The 16506-nt window shown below is 67.9% G+C and carries 13 protein-coding genes; 3 read left to right on the top strand and 10 right to left on the bottom strand.

Annotation, left to right across the window (positions count from 1 at the left end; genetic code table 11):
• Positions 1 to 15: 15 nt before the first annotated feature.
• The 7 genes from leuA to pgi all read right to left on the bottom strand — a co-directional run bounded on the left by leuA (position 16) and on the right by pgi (position 10848).
• On the bottom strand, positions 16 to 1722 hold the full coding sequence (gene leuA, locus RAN53_RS04760) for a 2-isopropylmalate synthase (RefSeq protein WP_305795661.1): 1707 nt from the start codon (positions 1720 to 1722) through the stop codon (positions 16 to 18).
• 335 nt (positions 1723 to 2057) lie between these two features.
• A complete protein-coding gene (locus RAN53_RS04755; RefSeq protein ID WP_305795765.1) occupies positions 2058 to 2840 on the bottom strand; it encodes an ion transporter in 783 nt (260 codons plus the stop codon).
• 38 nt (positions 2841 to 2878) lie between these two features.
• Positions 2879 to 4108, bottom strand: coding sequence for a phosphoserine phosphatase SerB (serB, locus tag RAN53_RS04750; RefSeq protein WP_305795660.1), 1230 nt, complete (start codon positions 4106 to 4108; stop codon positions 2879 to 2881).
• A 58-nt stretch (positions 4109 to 4166) separates the two neighbouring features.
• The gene (gene parC / locus RAN53_RS04745) at positions 4167 to 6428 is read right to left on the bottom strand and encodes a DNA topoisomerase IV subunit A (RefSeq protein WP_305795659.1); all 2262 of its coding nucleotides are present in this window, start codon (positions 6426 to 6428) and stop codon (positions 4167 to 4169) included.
• A gap of 207 nt (positions 6429 to 6635) precedes the next feature.
• Complete coding sequence (parE, locus tag RAN53_RS04740) at positions 6636 to 8516, bottom strand: DNA topoisomerase IV subunit B (RefSeq protein WP_305795658.1); 1881 nt, start codon at positions 8514 to 8516, stop codon at positions 6636 to 6638.
• A gap of 15 nt (positions 8517 to 8531) precedes the next feature.
• A complete protein-coding gene (locus RAN53_RS04735; RefSeq protein ID WP_305795657.1) occupies positions 8532 to 9158 on the bottom strand; it encodes a YqiA/YcfP family alpha/beta fold hydrolase in 627 nt (208 codons plus the stop codon).
• Between the two features lie 31 nt (positions 9159 to 9189).
• The gene (pgi, locus tag RAN53_RS04730; RefSeq protein WP_305795656.1) at positions 9190 to 10848 is read right to left on the bottom strand and encodes a glucose-6-phosphate isomerase; all 1659 of its coding nucleotides are present in this window, start codon (positions 10846 to 10848) and stop codon (positions 9190 to 9192) included.
• Positions 10849 to 10931: 83 nt separating this feature from the next.
• On the opposite strand from pgi, the gene cmoA reads away from it, so the two are divergent.
• The 3 genes from cmoA to RAN53_RS04715 all read left to right on the top strand — a co-directional run bounded on the left by cmoA (position 10932) and on the right by RAN53_RS04715 (position 13059).
• Positions 10932 to 11729: a carboxy-S-adenosyl-L-methionine synthase CmoA gene (gene cmoA / locus RAN53_RS04725; RefSeq protein WP_305795655.1), complete on the top strand. Its 798-nt coding sequence runs from the start codon at positions 10932 to 10934 to the stop codon at positions 11727 to 11729.
• A gap of 2 nt (positions 11730 to 11731) precedes the next feature.
• The gene (gene cmoB / locus RAN53_RS04720; protein ID WP_305795654.1) at positions 11732 to 12724 is read left to right on the top strand and encodes a tRNA 5-methoxyuridine(34)/uridine 5-oxyacetic acid(34) synthase CmoB; all 993 of its coding nucleotides are present in this window, start codon (positions 11732 to 11734) and stop codon (positions 12722 to 12724) included.
• 86 nt (positions 12725 to 12810) lie between these two features.
• Positions 12811 to 13059 (top strand): GlsB/YeaQ/YmgE family stress response membrane protein, encoded by a 249-nt coding sequence (locus RAN53_RS04715; protein ID WP_161431443.1) that lies wholly within the window; start codon positions 12811 to 12813, stop codon positions 13057 to 13059.
• Positions 13060 to 13164: 105 nt separating this feature from the next.
• On the opposite strand, the gene RAN53_RS04710 is transcribed toward RAN53_RS04715, so the two are convergent.
• The 3 genes from RAN53_RS04710 to cysD all read right to left on the bottom strand — a co-directional run bounded on the left by RAN53_RS04710 (position 13165) and on the right by cysD (position 16502).
• Positions 13165 to 13839, bottom strand: a complete 675-nt coding sequence (locus RAN53_RS04710) for a zinc metallopeptidase (RefSeq protein WP_321169816.1) — start codon at positions 13837 to 13839, stop codon at positions 13165 to 13167.
• Between the two features lie 246 nt (positions 13840 to 14085).
• Positions 14086 to 15531, bottom strand: coding sequence for a sulfate adenylyltransferase subunit CysN (gene cysN / locus RAN53_RS04705; RefSeq protein WP_305795652.1), 1446 nt, complete (start codon positions 15529 to 15531; stop codon positions 14086 to 14088).
• Positions 15531 to 16502, bottom strand: coding sequence for a sulfate adenylyltransferase subunit CysD (gene cysD, locus RAN53_RS04700; protein WP_305795651.1), 972 nt, complete (start codon positions 16500 to 16502; stop codon positions 15531 to 15533). The genes cysN and cysD overlap by 1 nt, the downstream gene beginning before the upstream one ends.
• Between the last annotated feature and the right edge of the window lie 4 nt (positions 16503 to 16506).

The raw sequence follows: 16506 nt of genomic DNA, 5'->3' as shown, positions 1-16506 counted from the left end.
CCTACAGAAACGGCGTTACGCCAGCGACGCAGCGGTGACGTTGGCCGCCGGTGCCTGGCTGGAGAGCTTGCGGTTGATGGCGCTCATCACCGCCTTCATGGAGGCGCTGGTGATGCTCTCGTCGGAGCCCACCCCGAACACCGCCTCACCGTCGATACGCACCTCCACATAGGCGATCGCCTCGGCGTCGGAGCCCTGGCCGCGGGAGTGCTCGTGGTAGTCGATGATCTCCACGTCGTGGCCGGCGGCGGCCAGCGCCTTGATGAAGGCGGCCAGCGGGCCGTTGCCCTGCCCCTGGAGGGTCCGCCGCTCGCCACGCTCCTCGATGGTGGCCTCCAGGCTCACCGTCGGGCTGTCGGGCTCCGAGGAGAGACGGTGGCTGACCAGCCCGAAGGGCGAGGTCTGCTCGAGATACTCGTCGGCAAACGCCTGGTAGATCATCTGGGAGGTGATCTCCTTGCCCGTGCGGTCGGCGACTTCCTGCACCACCTGGCTGAACTCGATGGAGAGGCGACGCGGCAGCTCGATGCCATGCTCCTGCTCGAGCAGGTAGGAGACTCCGCCCTTGCCGGACTGGCTGTTGACGCGGATCACCGCCTCGTAGCTGCGGCCCACGTCCAGCGGGTCGATGGGCAGATAGGGCACGTCCCAGACGGCTTCCGGATGGGCGCGGCGCTCGGCCATGCCCTTCTTGATGGCGTCCTGGTGGGAGCCGGAGAAGGCGGTGAACACCAGATCGCCAACGTAGGGGTGCCGCGGGTGAACCGGCAACTGGTTGCAGTACTCCACCTCGCGCATGATCGGCGTGATGTTGGAGAAGTCGAGCCCCGGGTGAACGCCCTGGGTGTACATGTTCATCGCCAGGGTGACGATATCCACGTTACCGGTGCGCTCGCCGTTGCCGAACAGGGTGCCTTCCACGCGATCGGCGCCGGCCATCAGGGTCATCTCGGCGGCGGCCACGCCGGTGCCGCGGTCGTTGTGGGGGTGCACGCTGACGATCAGCGCCTCACGATCCTTGACGTTGCGGCAGAACCACTCGATCTGGTCGGCATAGTTGTTGGGGGTGGCGACCTCCACCGTGGCCGGCAGGTTGACGATCATCGGCTTGTCGGCGCTGGCGCCGAAGGTATCCATCACCGCCTCGACGATCTCCCTGGCGAACTCCATCTCGGTGGTGGTGAACAGCTCCGGCGAGTACTGGAAGGTCCAGTTGGTCCCGGGCGCCTCCTCCATGCGCTGCTTGATGCGTGCGGTGGCGTCCACGGCGATCCGGATGCACTCGGGCTTTTCGACCCCGAACACCACCCGGCGGAACATCGGATCGGTGGCGTTGTAGACGTGGACGATGGCGTTCCTGGCCCCCTCGAGGGCCTCGAAGGTGCGATCGATCAGGTGATCGCGGGCCTGGGTCAGCACCTGGATGGTGACATCGTCGGGAATGCGGTCATTCTCGATCAGCGAGCGCAGGAAGTCGTAGTCGGTCTGGGAGGCTGAGGGAAAGCCCACCTCGATCTCCTTGAAGCCGACCTTCACCAGCAGGTCGAAGAGGCGCTGCTTGCGCTCCTGGTCCATGGGATCGATCAGCGACTGGTTGCCATCACGCAGGTCGACGCTGGTCCAGATGGGCGGCTGCTCGATGCGGCGATTGGGCCACTGGCGATCGGGCAGGTCCACGGCGACGAAGGGGCGGTACTTGGCGGCGGGGTTGTCGAGCATCATGGCGGCGTTCTCCTCTGGATACGGGGCGTCAGGCGTGCTGGCGTTCGGAAACGACAGCGCCCCGACGGCCGGGAGCCGGTCGGGGCGCTGTACGAAAGATCACGGACCATTGGGCACCGCCCCGCTGGGACGATGCCGGTGCGGCCTGGAAACAATCTGTGACGACGGGGATGTATGACATGGTACGACCTCTTGACGACCGGGGCTCCGCGAGGGAGCAGTGACTCGGCGATGCAGGCGGCATCGCCAGCGCTCAGGCTAGCGCTAGTAGTCGTAGGTCGAGGTCGTACGCGGTCAGGTTCATGTGTCTAGAGAATCAGGCCTGAAGGGCGTTGTCAACTCCGGCGCTCCAGCAGCCCCTCCATGCGCGTCAACTGCTCGCGGAGTTCGCGTACGTCACTGCGCAGGCCGTGGAGCTCGGCGGCCTCCCCCTCCCCGCTCTCGATCTCCATCTGCACGCTCTCCTTCTGCATCACGTCGAGCACGATGCCGATCATCATGTTGAGGAAGATGAAGGCGGTGAGGAAGATGAAGGTCAGGTAGTAGATCCAGCTCCAGGCATACACCTCCTGGGTGGCGTACATCACGTCGGTCCAGTCCTCGAAGGTGGCGATGCGGAACAGCGTGAGCATGGCGGTGGAGATGTTGCCCCACAGGAAGTCGTCGATGTCCGCGAACAGGAAGCTGCCGATGGCCGCGTAGATGTAGAAGATGATGAACATCAGCAGCGCCACATAGCCCATGCGCGGGATCGACTTGACCAGCGCCGCCATCAGCATGCGCAGCTCGGGGATCATCGACACCAGGCGCAGCACCCGGAAGATGCGCAGCAGTCGCGCCAGCAGCACCATCTCGGAGTCGTCCAGGGGGATCAGGCTGGCGGTGACGATCAGGAAGTCGAAGATGTTCCAGCCGCGACGGAAGAAGTCGCGCAGGCGCCGCTCCGCGGCCATGCGGATCAGGATCTCCACCAGGAAGAACACCGTCACCGCCACGTCCATGGCCAGCAGCCACTGCTGGAAGCGGTTGGTCTCCTCGTAGGTCTTGGCGCCGATCAGCAGCGCCGAGACGATGATGATGGCGATGACCGCGGTCTCGAACAGCTTGTTGGCGCGCATCCGCTCGAAGCGGTCGCGCCAGACCTCGAAGCCCGAACTCACGGCGCCGACTCCTCCAGGTCGCCCTGGCGATAGCCGATCAGGTAGAGCACCGCATCGAGCCCCAGGGTCGAGATGGAGTGGCGCGCCTGGGCCCGCACCAGCGGCTTGGCGCGGAAGGCGATGCCGAGACCGGCCGCCGCGAGCATCTTGAGGTCGTTGGCCCCGTCGCCCACGGCGATGGTCTGCTCCATGGAGAGCCCTTCCCGCGCGGCGATCTCGCGCAACAGCTCGGCCTTGCGGTCGGCGTCGAGGATCGGCTCGCGCACCTCGCCGGTCACCTTGCCGTCCTCGATCACCAGCTCGTTGGCGTGGATCTCGTCGAAGCCGAGCCTCTTCTGCAGATAACGGGCGAAGTAGGTGAAGCCGCCGGAAAGGATGGCGGTGCGATAGCCCAGGCGCTTGAGCTGGGCCATCAGCCGCTCGACGCCATCCATCAGCGGCAGCTGCTCGGCGATCTCGGCCAGCACCGACTCGTCGAGGCCGCGGAGCTTCGCCATGCGCTCGCGGAAGCTCTGCTGGAAGTCGAGCTCGCCGCGCATGGCCCGCTCGGTGACCTCGGCCACCTCGTCATAGACGCCGTGGCGGCGCGCCAGCTCGTCGATCACCTCGGCCTGGATCAGGGTGGAGTCCATGTCGAAGCAGACCAGCCGGCGATGGCGGCGCCAGATGGAGTCCTCCTGGATGGCGATATCCACGCCATGCATGGCCCCCAGCGCCAGCGCCTTCTCGCGCAGGGCGTCGAGGTCGACCTCCTCGCCGCGCAGCCAGCACTCCACACAGGCGCCCTGGATCGCGTCGTGTTCGCCGGGAACGCCACCGTCCAGCGGCTCGCGGCCGGAGAGGCGATGGATCAGCTCCACGGTGAGGTCGTGCTCGGCGGTGAGCGCCCCCACCTCGGCGAGGATACCCGCCGGCAGGTGCGGCGCCAGCAGGGTCAGGATCAGCCGCGGCTGGCTGGCCTGGCTGCTCCAGCGCTGGTAGTCCTCGGCGGCGACCTGGATCGCCTGGACATCGAGGCCCAGCTCGTCCCCCGCCGCCGAGAGCGCCGCCTCGAGGTCGGCCTCCCGCTCGAGCCCCACCAGGGCCTCCAGGGAGAGCATGCCGAAGGTCACGCTCTGGTTGATGTCCAGCAGCCGCGCGCCGCTTGTGGCCAGTGCCCGACCCAGTCCGGCCAGTTGGCCCGGTCGCGCCGCGCCGGTGGCGCGGATCAGGATTCGTCGTGTCATGGTTGCCTCAGGAGCTCTCTCGTTTCCGCGGCTGACCCGGCGCCGCGGTACCATCTTGTCAGCTGTCGCCGTTCAACGCTTCCAACCTGTCGACCTTCTGCAGCCCGCGGGGCAGCTTGCTGCCACGCCGGCCGCGCTCGCCGAGATAATACGCCAGATCGTCGGCCTTGAGGGTCAGGTGACGCTTGCCGGCATGCACCACCAGCGCCGCGCCTTTCGGCAGCACCACCAGGTCGCGCACGAACTCCTCGCGGCGCGCCGCCCGGGGGCCGGGGATATCGATCATCTTGTTGCCCTTGCCCTTGGCCATCTCCGGCAGCTCCGCCAGGAGGAAGAGCAGCAGGCGCCCCTCGTTGGAGACCGCCGCGACCAGCGCCCCCTCGCCCTCCGGCACCTGAACCGGCGGCAGCACGTTGCACCCCTTGGGCACCGTCAGCACCGACTTGCCCGACTTGTTCTTGCCCACCAGCTCCCCGAGGCGGGCCACGAAGCCATAGCCGCCGTCGGAGCCGAGCAGGTAGCGGGTGGCCGGCGGCGCCAGCATCACCCCGGCCATATGGGCGCCGGCCACCACATTGACCCGGCTGGTCACCGGCTCGCCCTGGCCCCGGGCACTGGGCAGGTTATGGGCCTGCAGGGTGTAGGCGCGGCCGGTGTCGTCGAGCAGCACCAGCGGCTGGTTGGTCTTGCCGCGGGCGGCCAGGGCAAAGCGGTCGCCGGCCTTGTAGGAGAGCCCGGCGGGGTCTATCTCGTGGCCCTTGGCACTGCGGATCCAGCCCTTCTCGGAGAGCACCACGGTGACGGGATCGGCACCCACCAGCTCGACCTCGGAGAGCGCCCGGGACTCCTCGCGCTCGACGATGGGGGAACGGCGGGGGTCGCCGTGGGCCTCGGCGGCAGCACGCAGCTCCTCCTCGATCAGGTCGGTGAGCGCCGCCTCGTTGCCGAGCAGCTCCTGGAGGCGTGCGCGCTCGGCCTCGAGCTCATCCTGCTCGCCGCGGATCTTCATCTCCTCGAGCTTGGCCAGGTGGCGCAGGCGCAGCTCGAGGATCGCCTCGGCCTGGCGGTCGCTGAGACCGAAGGCCTCCATCAGCGCGGGCTTGGGCGCGTCCTCCTCACGGATGATGCGAATCACCTCGTCGATATTGAGGTAGGCGATCAGCAGGCCCTCGAGGAGGTGGAGGCGGTCCTCCACCTTGCCCAGGCGGTGTTCCAGGCGCCGGCGCACCGTGGAGCGGCGGAAGCGCAGCCACTCGCCGAGCATATCGGGCAGCGCCATCACCCGCGGGCGGCCGTCCAGGCCAATCACGTTCATGTTGACGCGGATGTTCTTCTCGAGGTCGGTGGTGGCGAACAGGTGCGCCATCAGCGCCTCGATATCCACGCGGTTGGAGCGCGGCTCGATCACCAGCCGAGTCGGCTCCTCGTGGGTCGACTCGTCGCGCAGGTCGGCCACCATGGGCAGCTTCTTGGCCTGCATCTGGGCGGCGATCTGCTCGAGGATCTTGGCCCCGCTGACCTGATAGGGCAGCGCGGTCACCACGATGCTGCCCTCCTCCATCACGTAGCGGGCGCGCAGCTTCACCGAGCCACGCCCGCTCTCGTAGAGCTTCCTCAGGTCCGCACGGGGCGTGATGATCTCCGCCTCGGTGGGGAAGTCCGGTGCCGGCAGGTGCTGGACCAGGTCGGCGGTGGTCGCCTCGGGGTGGCGCAGCAGGTGGCAGGTGGCCTCGACCACCTCATTCACATTGTGGGGCGGTATGTCCGTCGCCATACCCACGGCGATGCCGGTGCCGCCGTTGAGCAGCACGTGGGGCAGGCGCGCCGGCAGCACCACCGGCTCGTTCATGGTGCCGTCGAAGTTGGGGGTCCAGTCCACGGTGCCCTGGCCCAGCTCGGCCAGCAATACCTCGGCGAACTTCGACAGCCGCGCCTCGGTGTAGCGCATGGCGGCAAACGACTTGGGGTCGTCGGGGCTGCCCCAGTTGCCCTGGCCATCCACCAACGGGTAGCGGTAGCTGAACGGCTGGGCCATCAACACCATGGCCTCGTAGCAGGCGCTGTCGCCGTGGGGGTGGAACTTGCCCAGTACGTCGCCGACGGTACGCGCCGACTTCTTGTACTTGGCGCTGGCGTTGAGGGCCAGCTCACGCATGGCGTAGACGATGCGGCGCTGCACCGGCTTCATGCCGTCGCCGATATGCGGCAGCGCCCGGTCGAGGATGACGTACATCGAGTAGTCGAGGTACGCCTTCTCGGTGTACTCGCGCAGCGAGAGGCGTTCGACGTCGCCCTCCGCCACCTGGATATCCATGGTCATTCAGTGACCTCTTTCATGATTGCATGACCGCTGCCGTACAACGTGGATGCCCGATTTGACTCTGCCGCCGAGGCTGCGCTTTTGGGGTCAGACCCCAGCCGTGTCATTTCGGCCCGTCTTGAACATTCCGCTGGCGGCGGCACCTCCGCCGGGGTCTGACCCCAAAAGCTCCCGGCGCCGCTCGCCCTTGGCGCTTGTGGCTTGTGGCTATACCTCGATATCCGCCAAGTTGCCGTAGTCCTCGAGCCAGCTCTTGCGGTCGGAGGCGCGTTTCTTGGCCAGCAGCATGTCCATCATCTCCATGGTGCCGTCACCGACCTCGCGGGTGAGCTGCACCAGGCGGCGGGTATCCACCGCCATGGTGGTCTCGCGCAGCTGCAGCGGGCTCATCTCGCCCAGGCCCTTGAAGCGCTGCACGTTCACGGTGCCGCGCTTGCCCTCCAGCTTGCGCAGGATCGCCGCCTTCTCGCTCTCGTCCAGGGCGTAGTGCACCTCCTTGCCCAGGTCGATGCGGTAGAGCGGTGGCATGGCCACGAAGACATGGCCGGCATCCACCAGCGCCGGGAAGTGACGCACGAAGAGCGCACACAGCAGGGTGGCGATATGCAGGCCGTCGGAGTCGGCATCGGCGAGGATGCAGATCTTGTGGTAGCGCAGCTTGGAGAGGTCGTCGCTGCCCGGGTCCATGCCCACGGCCACGGCGATGTCGTGGACCTCCTGGGAGCCGTAGATATCGTGGGACTCCACCTCCCAGGTGTTCAGTATCTTGCCGCGCAGCGGCAGGATCGCCTGGCTCTCGCGGTTGCGGGCCTGCTTGGCGCTGCCGCCGGCGGAGTCACCCTCCACCAGGAACAGCTCGCTCTGGGCCGGATCCTGGCCGGAGCAGTCGGCCAGCTTGCCGGGTAGTGCCGGGCCGGAGGTGACCTTCTTGCGCGCCACCTTCTTCGAGCTCTTCTGGCGACGCTGGGCGGCGCTGATGACGAGCTCCGCCAGGGCCTCGGCCTGGTCCACATGCTGGTTGAGCCACAGCGAGAAGGCATCCTTGACCACCCCGGAAACGAAACCCGCCACGGTGCGCGAGGAGAGCCGCTCCTTGGTCTGGCCGGCGAACTGGGGGTCGAGCATCTTCACCGAGAGCACGTAGGAGACGCGTTCCCAGAGGTCCTCGGCGGTCAGCTTGACGCCCCGCGGCAGCAGGCTGCGGTACTCGCAGAACTCGCGCAACGCCTCGAGCAGGCCGGCGCGCAGGCCATTGACGTGGGTACCGCCCTGGGGCGTGGGGATCAGGTTGACGTAGCTCTCCAGCAGCGGCTCGCCGCCCTCGGGGAGCCACTGGATCGCCCAGTCCACGCCCTGCTCGTCATCGGCGAAGTGGCCGATGAAGGGCGCGGCGGGCAGCACCTCATAGCCGTCGGTGGCCTGGGCCAGGTAGTCACGCAGGCCATCCGCATACTGCCACTCGCTCTCGGTGCCGTCGGCCTCCACCAGGCTCACCTTGAGCCCCGGGCAGAGCACCGCCTTGGCACGCAGCAGATGCTTCAGGCGCCCCACGGCCAGCCGCGGGGTGTCGAAGTAGCTCGCCTCGGGCCAGAAGCGCAGCACCGTGCCGGTATTGCGCTTGCCCACGCTGCCGATCACCGCCAGCTTGGAGACCGGCTCGCCATGCTCGAAGGCGACGGCATGGCGGCTGCCGTCACGCAGCACCTCCACCTCGAGGCGCCGCGAGAGCGCGTTGACCACCGACACGCCGACCCCGTGCAGGCCACCGGAGAACTTGTAGCTGGCGTTGGAGAACTTGCCGCCGGCGTGGAGCCGGGTAAGGATCAGCTCCACCCCGGAGACGCCATGCTCGGGGTGGATATCGATGGGCATGCCGCGGCCGTCGTCGGACACCTCGATGCCGCCATCCTCGAACAGGCGCACGCCGACGCGGCTGGCGTGGCCGGCCAGCGCCTCGTCGACGCTGTTGTCGACCACCTCCTGGATCAGGTGGTTGGGCCGGCTGGTATCGGTATACATGCCCGGGCGCTTGCGCACCGGCTCGAGACCGGAGAGCACCTCGATCGAGCTGGCACTGTATTGCGTCATGAGTCGTCCGCTTCCTTAGTGTTGACAGGCCTGCCACTCCGGCGGCAGGGCATGGCCGCCATGGGCCAGCACCGCCGGCAGGTGCCGGGAGAGCACCGTGAAGGCATGGTCGGCCCCGGGATGCAGCAGGGTCCGCGCACCGCGATAGAGCGTGAAGGCATGCGCCGGGTCGAGCACCTCGTCGGCACTGCCCAGCAGCAGCAGATAGCGCTCCGGGGTGACCGCCGCGGGCGTCAGCGACGCCAGCTCGGCCAGGTGCTCGCGGCCGATGGTGAAGCGCTCACCGGTATGGTCGTTGACGAAACGCTCGCCTACCCACTCCGCCACCAGGTCCGCCGGGCGCACCGCCGGGTTGATCAGCACGCCATCGAGGTCGTGGCGTTCGGCCAGGCAGGTGGCCAGGAAGCCCCCCATGGAGCTGCCCACCACCAGGGGGCGCCGGCCCAGCTCGGCCAGCCGTGATTCCGCCAGCACCAGCGCCTCGCCGGGGCGATGCGGCAGCTGGGGCGTGATGCAGGGCACTCCCAGGGACTCGCAGGCGCGGCGCACCAGCACCCCCTTGGGCGAGGCGGCACCGCTGTTGAAGCCATGCAGATAGAGCACGCCGCTGGCCGGACGCCCCCGCCAGGGTGCGCTCAGCATACCGCAACACCTGTATGGGTAGCCAGCACCATCAAGAGTCTCCCTCCGCCGCCCAGGCCGCCTCGATCAGCGCCCGGGTGGAGGCGTCCATGGACGCGAGCCCCTGGCGGCTCTCGAGGATACGCTGGGTCTCCCCGGCGATCTTCTTGCCCAGTTCAACGCCCCACTGGTCGAAGGGGTTGATGCCCCAGATGGTGGCCTGGACGAACACCTTGTGTTCGTAGAGCGCGATCAGCGAGCCCAGGATGGCCGGAGTGAGCTCGTCGAGCAGCAGGGTGCTGGAGGGCTGGTTACCGCGATAGCGCTTGTGGCCGGGCCGCGGGCCATCGTCGGCGATGGCGTCGTCGCCCAGCATCAGCACCCGGGACTGGGCGAAGCAGTTGGCCAGCGTCAGCCGGTGCTGACCCTTGAGATGGCGTCGGGTAGCGGCATCTTCCACATCATCATAGCGCCGGAGAGGGGCGATAAAGTCGCATTCCACCGCCTGGGTGCCCTGGTGCAGCAGCTGGTAGAAGGCGTGCTGGGCATTGGGGCCGAGCTGCCCCCACAGCACCGGGCAGGTGGCGTAGTTCACCTCGCGACCGTCGTGGGTCACCGACTTGCCGTTGGACTCCATCTCCAGCTGTTCGAGATAGGCGGCGAAGTACTCCAGGCGGCCGTCGTAGGGGAGGATGGAGTGGGCGCGAATATCCAGGAAATTGACGTTCCAGATCCCCGCCAGGGCCAGCAGCACCGGCAGGTTGTCGGCAAGCGGCGCCTCGCGGAAGTGGCGGTCCATGGCGTGGGCCCCGGCCAGCAGGGCGCGGAAATTGTCCATGCCCACCATCAGCGCGATGGGCAGGCCGATCGCCCCCCACAGCGAATAGCGTCCGCCGACCCACTCCCAGAACTCCAGACGGTGGGCCGGGTCGATGCCCCACTCGCCCATCTTCTCGGCGCTGGCCGAGACGCCAATGAAGTGCTGACGCATGATCAGCTCGGCGTCCACGCCCTCCTCCCCCGCCAGGCGGCCCATCAGCCAGTCGCGGGCGGTATTGGCGTTGGAAAGGGTATCGATGGTGGTGAAGGACTTCGACGACAGCACGAACAGCGTGGTCTCGGGATTGAGGCGGCGCAGGTAGTCGGCCAGCTGGGAGCCGTCCATGGTGGAGGCGAAATGCACCTCGACGGGGTGCACGTCATCCAGGCGATAATCGGACAGGGCGTGGGTCACCATCAGCGGGCCGAGATCCGAGCCGCCCACCCCCAGGTTGACCACGTCACGGATCGCCCTGCCGGTGGCGCCGCGCCACTGCCCTGCGTGGAAGCGCTCCACCATGGCGGCCATGCGATCCAGGGTGCGATGGACCCCGGGCACCAGGTCCTCACCCTCCACCACCAGCGAGGCATCGGCGGGCAGGCGCAGGGCGGTGTGCAGCGCCGGGCGATCCTCGCTGACGTTGACCCGCTCGCCGTCGAGCAGCCGGCCGATGGCGTCAGGCACACCGGCCTGCTCGGCCAGCGCCAGCAGGCGCGCCAGGGTCTCGGCGGACCAGCGCTGCTTGGAGAGGTCCAGGGTGAGACCCGCGGCGTGGCGGGTGAAGCGCGGCTGACGATCCGATTCCGCGGCAAACAGCTCGTGCAGGTGGCGTCGGCCCAGATCCCCGGCATGGGCCTCGAGCTCACGCCAGGCGGCGCTCTCGTCGATCATCCTTGTCCTCCTTGAAAGCGGCGGGTGCGAGGGCGAGGCGGCACGCGTAGAATGGCGGCCGTTCCCGCATTTCTGGCCCGATCATGAGTGACGCATCTTACCGTGACGCGATCTTTTCGACACCCCTCGACCGGGTGGCACGCTTCTCCTTCGACGAGCGGGTAGTCGCCTGCTTTCCCGACATGATCCGCCGCTCGGTGCCGGGCTACGGGCAGATACTGGGCATGCTGGGGCTGATCGCCCGGCGCCACCTGCGCCACGGCGCCCGGGTCTATGACCTCGGCTGCTCGCTGGGCGCCGGCGGCCTGGCGCTGGCCGGCCAGCTCGCCCCGGATGCCTTTCGCTACACCGGGGTGGATCTCTCACCGGCCATGGTAGCCCGCGCCCGGGAGACGCTGGCCGTCGAGTGCCCCGAGCATGCCATGGAGGTGCTCGAGGGCGATATCCGGCGCCTCGAGTACGAGCCCGCCGGCATGATCGTGCTCAACTTCACCCTGCAGTTCCTGCCGCCGGCCGACCGCGAGGCGCTGCTGGCGCGCCTGTTCGAGGCACTCGAGCCCGGCGGCGTGCTGGTGCTCTCGGAGAAGATCCAGGCCTCCGACGAGCAGGAGAACGCCTGGCTGGTGGAGCGCTACCACGACTTCAAGCGCGCCAACGGCTACAGCGACCTGGAGATCAGTCAGAAGCGCACCGCCCTGGAGAACGTGCTGGTGCCCGACACCCTGGACGCGCACCACGCCCGCCTGGCCGAGGCCGGCTTCTCGCGCAGCCACACCTGGTTCCAGCTCCTCAACTTCGCGTCCCTGGTGGCCTTCAAGAGCGATGCCTTCAAGAGCGAGACCTTCAAGGACGCCGAGGCCCCGGCGCCCCGGGGGGCTTAAGTGTGCCGATACCCGCCGAACACCGCGACCTCTACCGGGCCTTCCTCGACCAGGGCCTCGACTCCTGGCTGGCCCGGCTCCCCGAGCAGCTCACCAAAGGCCTCGACCGCAAGCGCTTCGGCGACCTGCCCGCCTGGGAGAAGGCGGTAGCCAAGCTGCCGGCGCTTCCCGATGCACGCGAGGTGCGCCTGGATGCCGACACCGTCAGCGTGGTGGTCGACCTTCCCGACAGCCGGCGCCGCCAGTGCGAGAACCTGCTCGGCAAGCTCACCCCCTGGCGCAAGGGGCCCTTTTCGCTGGGCGGCATTCATATCGACACCGAGTGGCGCTCCGACTGGAAGTGGCAGCGCGTTGCCCCCCACCTGGCACCGCTGGCCGGCCGCCGCGTGCTCGACGTGGGCGGCGGCAGCGGCTACCACGCCTGGCGCATGGCCGGGGCCGGGGCCGCCTTCGTGCTGGTGATCGACCCCTCGCCGCGCTTCTTCTGGCAGTTCCGCGCGGTGCGCCACTTCGTCGGCGACGCCGATGGCGGACGCACCCACTTCCTGCCGGTGGGCATCGAGGAGGTGCCCGAGGAGCTCGGCTTCTTCGATACCGTGTTCTCCATGGGGGTGCTCTACCACCGCCCCTCGCCGCTGGAGCATCTGCTGCAGCTGCGTGGCGCCCTGCGTCCCGGTGGCGAGCTGGTGCTGGAGACCCTGGTCGTCGAGGGCGACGCCACCACGGTGCTCTTACCAGGCGAGCGCTACGCCGCCATGCCCAACGTCTACTTCCTGCCCTCCGCCGCCGCCCTCTGCCAGTGGCTCGAACGCTGCGGCTTCATCAACGTGCGGGTGGTGGACGAGGCGGTGACGACGACGGCGGAGCAGCGCGCCACCGAGTGGATGGCCTTCCAGTCGCTTGCCGACTTCCTCGACCCCGACGACCCGACGAAGACCCGGGAGGGCTACCCCGCCCCGCGCCGCGCAGTAGTCATCGCCAATCGGCCCGGATAGCGCCGGGAGCTTGCAGCGGCCATTAGGGTTGGGTTGGAAGATATGGCAGACTCACCATTCCCTTCCCTCAAGCAAGGAGAGCCTACATGGGTGTACTCGCATGGATTCTGTTCGGCCTGATCGCCGGCGTCCTGGCCAAGTGGATCATGCCCGGCAAGGACCCGGGCGGCATCATCGTCACCATCCTGATCGGTATCGGCGGCGCCTTCGTGGGCGGCTGGCTGGGTTCCATGGTCGGCATGGGCAGCATGGGCGACTTCAGCCTGGGCAGCTTCATCACCGCCATCATCGGTGCCCTGGTGCTGCTGGGCGGCTACCGCATGCTCAGGAAGTGATGCGTCCGTCGACGCCACCAGCAGGCACGCAGAAGCCGCTCCTCGGAGCGGCTTCTGCGTTTTGGAATGGACCGCATCACATCATGAGGCCACCGGCGGACTGGCTCAACGCCGCAGGATCACCAGCCAGCGCCCAAGGTTGAGGATGCTGGCAAGCGACGCCGCCACATAGGTGAAGGCGCAGGCGGTGAGCACATGGCGGGCACCGGCCATGTCGGCCGGCGGGATATACTCCTTGAGCAGCGGCAGGGCGCGTTCGAAGCTGGCGTCGAACTCCACCGGCAGGGTCACCAGGTGAACCAGCGCGGCGGTACCGAAGCTCGCCACCGCCGCGGCCACCACGATGGCCAGGCCGCCGGGCAGGCGAGTGAGCAGGAACAGGAAGGGGGCGGCCATCATCAGCAGCGCGCCGAGCTTCTCGGCCTTCTGGGCCACCGCCACCAGCCGCGATCGCGCCAGCAGCGGCGCATAGCCACGGTGATGCTGGATGGCATGGCCGACCTCGTGGGCCGCCACCGTTACCGCGGTGAGCGAGCGTCCGCCGTAGACCGCCGGCGAGAGCCGCACCCGCCGCGCCTCGGGGTCGTAGTGGTCGCCCTGCTCCGTGGGCTCCACCTTGACCCCCTCGATGCCCAACCGACGCAGCAGGTGGTCGGCCAGCTCCGCCCCGGTGCCGGGGTAGTCGTCGCGGCCGCGAGCGTGGCGCTTGAGCACCCACTGGGCCCAGACGTTGGGCAGCAGGAAGATAGCCAGCAGCAGCACGATTGCCAGGACGATGATCATCGGGGCAGGCTCCGGGGAAGGGTCAGGTCATTGGACCTAGCCTACCAGAGCCGGTTTCCTCGGTGGCCACTGTCCGGTATCGCTCAAGGCTATTCCGGCGACAGGCCCTCGAGGGGGCGCTGTGAATACCTCCCTGTACGCTACCGATGCCATCCCTGGCATAGGACCCCCTCTCCGACCTGCCCCCGGCGCCTTTCGCTGGCGCGACATGGGCAACCGCGATTGAGTTGAGCCTCGGTATTGCTACTTCAGAAGCTCACGCAGGTCCTTCGCCTCCCAGTGGGGGAAGTAGCGGCGCACCAAGGCATTGAGCTCCAGTTCGAAGCCAGCCCAGTCCACCTCGCCTGCGCTCGCCGACTCGCCCTCACCCTCGACGACGGTGCGGATCATGCCCGCCCCCACGGTGACGTTGGTCAGCCGGTCGATGACGATGAAGCTGCCGGTGCCGGGGCTGCGCGCGTATTCATCCAGCGGCACCTCGGCGGTCAGCGCTACCCGGCAGCGGGCGATGGCGTTGAGATCGAGCCTCTCGGCGGGATGGCGCTCCAGGGTATTGACGTCCACCTGATAGTCGATGGCACTCACCTGCCCCGCCACCGAGCGTCCCGCCAGGCGGATATCGACCTGACGGCCGGGCGCGAGGGGCTCCTCGTGCATCCACACGATATCCGCCTCGAAGGCGTGGGAGAGCGCCACCTCGGCATCGTCGGCGACGATCCAGTCCCCCCGGGAGATATCGAGTTCATCGGCGAGGGTCACGGTGATCGCCTGACCGGGAAAGGCCTCCTCCAGGTCGCCTTCCCAGGTCACGATGCGCTCGACCGTGGAGCGCTTGCCAGACGGCAGCACCTTGACCGCCTGACCGGGGCGCAGCAGCCCCGCCTCCAGGGTGCCGGCATAGCCGCGGAAGTCGAGGTCGGGGCGGTTGACGATCTGCACCGGCAGGCGCAGGTCGGTGAGGTTGCGATCGCGGCTCACCTCCACCGTCTCGAGCAGCTCGAGCAGCGTCGGGCCCGGTTCTCCATCGACCGAGTACCAGGGCATGGCCTCGCTCGGGTTGACCACGTTGTCGCCCTTGAGCGCCGAGATCGGCACGAAGCGGATATCGGGGGCATCGAGCTTGTCGGCGATCGCCTGATACTCGGCGACGATCTCCTCGAAGCGCGCCTCGGAGTAGTCCACCAGGTCGAGCTTGTTGACCGCCACCACCAGGTGCTGGATGCCCAGCAGGTCGGCGATGAAGCTGTGCCGACGGGTCTGGGTCTGCACACCGTGGCGAGCGTCGACCAGGATGATGGCCAGGCTCGCATTGGAGGCGCCGGTGGCCATGTTGCGAGTGTACTGCTCGTGCCCCGGGGTGTCTGCGATGATGAACTTGCGCCGGTCGGTGGAGAAGAAGCGATAGGCCACATCGATGGTGATGCCCTGCTCGCGCTCCGACTGCAGGCCGTCGACCAGCAGCGCCAGGTCGACCTCCTCACCGGTGGTCCCGCTCTTCTTCGAGGCCTGGGTGATCGCCGCCAACTGGTCGTCGAAGATCATCTTGGAGTCGTGCAGCAGCCGGCCGATCAGGGTCGACTTGCCGTCGTCGACGCTGCCGCAGGTGATGAAGCGCAGCAGGTCCTTGTTCTCGTGCTCGTGCAGGTACTGCTCGATATTGTCGGCAATAAGGCTCGATTGGTGTGACATCAGAAATAGCCCTCGCGCTTCTTCTTCTCCATGGAGCCGGCCTGGTCGTGGTCGATGGCGCGGCCGCTGCGCTCGCTGGTGCGGGTCAGCAGCATCTCCTGGATGATCTCGGGCAGGGTGGCGGCCTTCGACTCCACCGCCCCGGTGAGCGGGTAGCAGCCCAGGGTGCGGAAGCGCACCCACTTCTCCTCGGGCACCTCGCCCTCGGCGAGCGGCATCCGCTCGTCGTCGACCATGATCAACATGCCGTCACGCTCCACCACCGGACGCGGCGCGGCGTGGTAGAGGGGCACGATGGGAATGCCCTCGAGGTAGATGTACTGCCAGATATCCAGCTCGGTCCAGTTGGAGAGCGGGAAGGCGCGGATCGACTCGCCCTTGTTGACCCGGGCGTTATAGAGGTTCCAGAGCTCGGGGCGCTGGTTCTTCGGGTCCCAGCGGTGGTGGCGATCGCGAAAGGAGAAGACGCGCTCCTTGGCCCGGCTCGCCTCCTCGTCGCGGCGCGCCCCGCCGAAGGCGGCGTCGAAGCCATACTTGTCCAGGGCCTGCTTGAGCGCCGCGGTCTTCATCACGTCGGTATAGCCGCTGGAGCCGTGGTCGAAGGGGTTGATGCCCGCGGCGCGGCCCTCCTCGTTGGTGTGCACCAGCAGCTCCATGCCCGCCTCTTCCGCCATGCGATCGCGGAAGGCGATCATCTCGCGAAACTTCCAGGTGGTGTCCACGTGCAGCAGCGGGAACGGCGGCGGGCCGGGGTAGAAGGCCTTGCGCGCCAGGTGCAGCATCACCGCCGAGTCCTTGCCGATGGAGTAGAGCATCACCGGATTGGCGAACTCGGCGACCACCTCGCGGATGATATGGATCGACTCCGCCTCGAGCTGCTTGAGGTGGGTGAGTCGCCGCGGATCGGGTGCGGCCGAGGCGACACCTGTCTCGGGCGACGCCGCGGGATGGGGGGCTTGAAGAAGGGTCATGGCC

Source organism: Halomonas sp. SSL-5, from assembly GCF_030708455.1.
In the GTDB taxonomy this organism is placed as follows: domain Bacteria; phylum Pseudomonadota; class Gammaproteobacteria; order Pseudomonadales; family Halomonadaceae; genus Halomonas.
Note: the sequence above shows the minus strand (reverse complement) of the source record. Positions and strands in the feature narration are given on the sequence as shown.

Excerpts from the sequence above, each read along its gene's own strand:
- leuA (WP_305795661.1), bottom strand. The coding sequence starts at position 1,722 with ATGATGCTCGACAACCCCGCCGCCAAGTACCGCCCCTTCGTCGCCGTG.
- RAN53_RS04755 (WP_305795765.1), bottom strand. The coding sequence starts at position 2,840 with ATGCGCGCCAACAAGCTGTTCGAGACCGCGGTCATCGCCATCATCATC.
- serB (WP_305795660.1), bottom strand. The coding sequence starts at position 4,108 with ATGACACGACGAATCCTGATCCGCGCCACCGGCGCGGCGCGACCGGGC.
- parC (WP_305795659.1), bottom strand. The coding sequence starts at position 6,428 with ATGACCATGGATATCCAGGTGGCGGAGGGCGACGTCGAACGCCTCTCG.
- parE (WP_305795658.1), bottom strand. The coding sequence starts at position 8,516 with ATGACGCAATACAGTGCCAGCTCGATCGAGGTGCTCTCCGGTCTCGAG.
- RAN53_RS04735 (WP_305795657.1), bottom strand. The coding sequence starts at position 9,158 with ATGCTGAGCGCACCCTGGCGGGGGCGTCCGGCCAGCGGCGTGCTCTAT.
- pgi (WP_305795656.1), bottom strand. The coding sequence starts at position 10,848 with ATGATCGACGAGAGCGCCGCCTGGCGTGAGCTCGAGGCCCATGCCGGG.
- cmoA (WP_305795655.1), top strand. The coding sequence starts at position 10,932 with ATGAGTGACGCATCTTACCGTGACGCGATCTTTTCGACACCCCTCGAC.
- RAN53_RS04715 (WP_161431443.1), top strand. The coding sequence starts at position 12,811 with ATGGGTGTACTCGCATGGATTCTGTTCGGCCTGATCGCCGGCGTCCTG.
- cysN (WP_305795652.1), bottom strand. The coding sequence starts at position 15,531 with ATGTCACACCAATCGAGCCTTATTGCCGACAATATCGAGCAGTACCTG.
- cysD (WP_305795651.1), bottom strand. The coding sequence starts at position 16,502 with ATGACCCTTCTTCAAGCCCCCCATCCCGCGGCGTCGCCCGAGACAGGT.